The 3,805-nt window shown below is 71.8% G+C and carries 4 protein-coding genes and 1 pseudogene; 3 read left to right on the top strand and 2 right to left on the bottom strand.

What is annotated here, in order from left to right:
* Positions 1–493: 3-oxoacyl-[acyl-carrier-protein] synthase III C-terminal domain-containing protein (locus SACHA_RS23155; RefSeq protein WP_039739805.1), on the top strand; the 493-nt coding region annotated here is incomplete at its 5' end.
* Between the two features lie 34 nt (positions 494–527).
* Here SACHA_RS23155 and SACHA_RS0119005 read toward each other — a convergent pair.
* Positions 528–749: an RNA-binding S4 domain-containing protein gene (locus SACHA_RS0119005; protein WP_019812317.1), complete on the bottom strand. Its 222-nt coding sequence runs from the start codon at positions 747–749 to the stop codon at positions 528–530.
* A gap of 206 nt (positions 750–955) precedes the next feature.
* Here SACHA_RS0119005 and SACHA_RS0119010 point away from each other — a divergent pair, with 206 nt between their 5' ends.
* Together SACHA_RS0119010 and katG are read left to right on the top strand one after the other, a co-directional pair.
* Positions 956–1,372 carry a Fur family transcriptional regulator gene (locus tag SACHA_RS0119010; protein WP_019812319.1) on the top strand — a complete coding sequence of 139 codons (417 nt, stop codon included), beginning with the start codon at positions 956–958 and terminating at the stop codon, positions 1,370–1,372.
* 10 nt (positions 1,373–1,382) lie between these two features.
* Positions 1,383–3,584, top strand: coding sequence for a catalase/peroxidase HPI (katG, locus tag SACHA_RS0119015; protein WP_019812320.1), 2,202 nt, complete (start codon positions 1,383–1,385; stop codon positions 3,582–3,584).
* Positions 3,585–3,632: 48 nt separating this feature from the next.
* Here katG and SACHA_RS26720 read toward each other — a convergent pair.
* Positions 3,633–3,805, bottom strand: a pseudogene (locus tag SACHA_RS26720) (EI24 domain-containing protein); the annotation flags it as partial.

The raw sequence follows: 3,805 nt of genomic DNA on the forward strand, positions 1-3,805 counted from the left end.
GGCCGCCGCGGTGGTGCTCCGGCCGCCGTCGCCGGGCACGGGTGCCGGGGCACCGGGCGTCGACGTGGTCGACACGGCCGCGTACACCGACACCGCCACGGCCGGGCACATGACCTGGGAGGTCACCGACCTCGGGTTCCGCATGGGCCTGTCCCCCCGGGTCCCGGAGGTGCTGGCCGAGCACCTGCCGATGGTCGTCAAGGACCTGCTCGCCCGGAACGGCCTCGCCGTCGGGGACGTGCGCGGGTGGGCCGTCCACCCCGGCGGGCCGCGCATCCTGCACACCGTCGAGGACACGCTCGGACTGGGGCCGGACGCGCTGGCCGCCTCCCGGACGGTGCTCGCCGAGCACGGCAACTGTTCCTCGGCCACCGTCCTGCTCGTCCTCGACGAGCTCCGTCCCACGCTCGGTCCCGGGGACCCCGCCGTGGCGCTCGCGTTCGGCCCCGGTCTCACCCTCTACGCCACGCTCCTGCGCGGCACCCTGGCCTGACCGGACGACGACAGCGACCCAACAACGCCGTGGCTCACTGGACGGTGACCTCGAGTGTCTCGCCGCCGACCGCGACGAGGTCCCCGGCGTCGAGCTTGCGACCACGGCGGTGTTCGGGCTCGCCGTTGACGTCGACGCCGACCTCGGCCAGCAACGCCTTCGCCTCCGCGCCGTCCTCGACCACCCCCGCCAGCTTGAGGAACTGGCCGAGCTGGATGGGCGCGCGGGCGATCGGAACCGGACGGGGCGTCGTCATCGTTCCATCCTGCCGCATCCCGCACACCGGTCCGCTCCGGATCCGGCCCGGCGGGTGTGTCCGGACGACGCCTTTCCTCTCGCGGGTCACGTCCCGGTCACGTCGCGAGCACGAGTGAGACACAGCACTCCGAAAAACTCTTGATCCATTCCAGAAAGCCCGCCAGACTGCCCCGCGTGCCAACGACGACTGCGGGCTTCGAGCACATGCTGCGCGAGGCCGCACTGCGAGTGACCCGACCCCGGGTCGCGGTGCTGTCCGCGGTGCGCGACCGTCCGCACGCCGACACGGAATCGATCATCGGCGCCGTCCGGGAGGAACTGCCGAAGGTGTCGCACCAGGCCGTCTACGATGGACTGCGCGCGCTGACCGAGGCGGGACTGCTGCGACGGATCCAGCCGATGGGGTCCGTGGCCCGCTACGAGACGCGGGTCGGGGACAACCACCACCACGTCGCGTGCCGGTCGTGCGGCGCCCTCGCCGATGTCGACTGCGCCGTGGGGTCCGCGCCCTGCCTGACCGCGTCGGACGCCCACGGCTTCCACGTCGACGAGGCCGAGGTCATCTACTGGGGACTGTGCCCTGCCTGCTCCCCCGAACCGGAACACACGCATTCATCCTGAAAGGACACCCGTGACCGACGATCTCGACACCACCGGCCAGTGCCCCGTGGTGCACGGCCGCGCCCCGCACCCCACCGAGGGTGGCGGGAACCGCCAGTGGTGGCCGGACAAGCTCAACCTGAAGATCCTGTCGAAGAACTCCCCGGCGACCAACCCGCTCGGGGAGGACTTCGACTACGCCGCCGCGTTCAACTCCCTCGACCTGCCCGCCGTCAAGCGGGACATCGAGGAGGTGCTGACCACCTCGCAGGACTGGTGGCCCGCCGACTTCGGCCACTACGGTCCGCTGATCATCCGGATGGCCTGGCACAGCGCGGGCACCTACCGCATCAGCGACGGCCGCGGCGGCGCGGGCGCCGGGCAGCAGCGGTTCGCCCCGCTGAACAGCTGGCCGGACAACGTCAACCTGGACAAGGCCCGCCGTCTGCTGTGGCCGGTCAAGAAGAAGTACGGCCAGAACCTCTCCTGGGCCGACCTGCTCGTCCTGGCGGGCAACGTCGCGCTGGAGTCGATGGGCTTCGAGACGTTCGGCTTCGCCGGCGGCCGCGAGGACGTCTGGGAACCCGACGAGGACGTCTACTGGGGCCCGGAGACCGAGTGGCTGGACGACCGGCGCTACAGCGGTGACCGCGAGCTGGAGAACCCGCTGGCGGCCGTCCAGATGGGCCTGATCTACGTCAACCCGGAGGGCCCGAACGGCGAACCGGACCCGATCGCCGCGGCCCGCGACATCCGCGAGACGTTCGGCCGCATGGCCATGAACGACGAGGAGACCGTCGCGCTGATCGCCGGCGGGCACACCTTCGGCAAGACCCACGGTGCCGCGCCGGACAGCCACCTCGGCCCCGACCCCGAGTCGGCCCCGCTGGAGGAGCAGGGCCTGGGCTGGCGCAACGCCTACGGCACCGGCACGGGCGGCGACGCGATCGGCAGCGGGCTGGAGGTCACCTGGACCAGCACGCCGACCAAGTGGAGCAACGGCTTCTTCGCGAACCTGTTCGAGTACGAGTGGGAGCTGACCACCAGCCCGGCGGGCGCGAAGCAGTGGAAGCCGAAGGACGGCGCGGGCGAGGGCACCGTCCCGCACGCGCACGACGCGGCGCGGAAGGTCGCGCCCGCGATGCTGACCACGGACCTGGCGCTGCGCTACGACCCGATCTACGGGCCGATCTCGCGCCGGTTCTACGAGAACCCCGACGAGTTCGCCGACGCCTTCGCCCGCGCCTGGTACAAGCTGACCCACCGGGACATGGGACCGAAGGTCCGCTACCTCGGCCCGGAGGTGCCCGCGGAGACCCTGCTGTGGCAGGACCCGCTGCCCGAGGTGGACCACGAGCTGATCGGCGAGGCGGACATCGACTCGCTGAAGAGCACCGTCCTCGGCTCCGGGCTGAGCACCGCGCAGCTGGTCACCACCGCGTGGGCGTCGGCCTCGACATTCCGGGGCAGTGACAAGCGCGGCGGTGCCAACGGTGCGCGCATCCGGCTCAACCCGCAGAACGGGTGGGAGGTCAACAACCCGGCCGAGCTGGAGACGGTGCTGTCCACCCTGGAGGGCATCCAGCAGTCGTTCAACGAGGCACAGAGCGGCAGCAAGCGGGTCTCGCTGGCCGACCTGATCGTGCTCGGCGGCTGCGCCGCCGTGGAGCGGGCCGCCAAGGCCGCGGGCCACGACCTCCGCGTGCCGTTCACCCCGGGCCGCGTCGACGCGACGCCGGAGCAGACCGACGCCGAGTCGTTCGCCGCGTTGGAGCCCACCGCGGACGGGTTCCGCAACTACCTGGGCAAGGGCAACCGGCTCTCCGCCGAGTACCTGCTGCTCGACCGGGCGAACCTGCTCACGCTGAGCGCGCCGGAGACGACCGTCCTCGTCGGTGGCCTCCGCGTCCTCGGGGCGAACCACGACTCCTCGTCGCTGGGCGTGTTCACGGACACGCCGGGGTCGCTGACCAACGACTTCTTCGCGAACCTGCTCGACATGGGCATCACGTGGAAGCCGACCTCGGAGGACGCGCAGACCTTCGAGGGGCGGGACGCCTCCGGTGCGGTGAAGTGGACCGGCAGCCGGGTGGACCTGGTGTTCGGGTCGAACTCCGAACTGCGGGCCCTGGCCGAGGTCTACGCCGCCGACGACGCGAAGGACATGTTCGTGCGGGACTTCGTCGCCGCGTGGGACAAGGTCATGAACCTCGACCGGTTCGACCTGGCCTGATCGCCGCCACCGGTGGGCCTCACCTCCCGGGGAGGGGCCCACCGGTGGCTACCGGGCGTCGGCCGGCTCGGTCGTGGTGCGCAGCGTCTCCCGGGCGACGAACACCCCGCCCACGAAGGCGACCGGCATGACCACCAGCGCGGCGAGCGGGACGAGACAAAGCAGGGCCGTCGGCAGTCCCAACCCCAGCGCGAGGCCCCGTCGCCCGCGCAGCGCCGCGC

This window comes from Saccharomonospora halophila 8 (assembly GCF_000383775.1).
Lineage (GTDB): Bacteria > Actinomycetota > Actinomycetes > Mycobacteriales > Pseudonocardiaceae > Saccharomonospora > Saccharomonospora halophila.

Excerpts from the sequence above, each read along its gene's own strand:
- SACHA_RS0119005 (WP_019812317.1), bottom strand. The coding sequence starts at position 749 with ATGACGACGCCCCGTCCGGTTCCGATCGCCCGCGCGCCCATCCAGCTC.
- SACHA_RS0119010 (WP_019812319.1), top strand. The coding sequence starts at position 956 with ATGCTGCGCGAGGCCGCACTGCGAGTGACCCGACCCCGGGTCGCGGTG.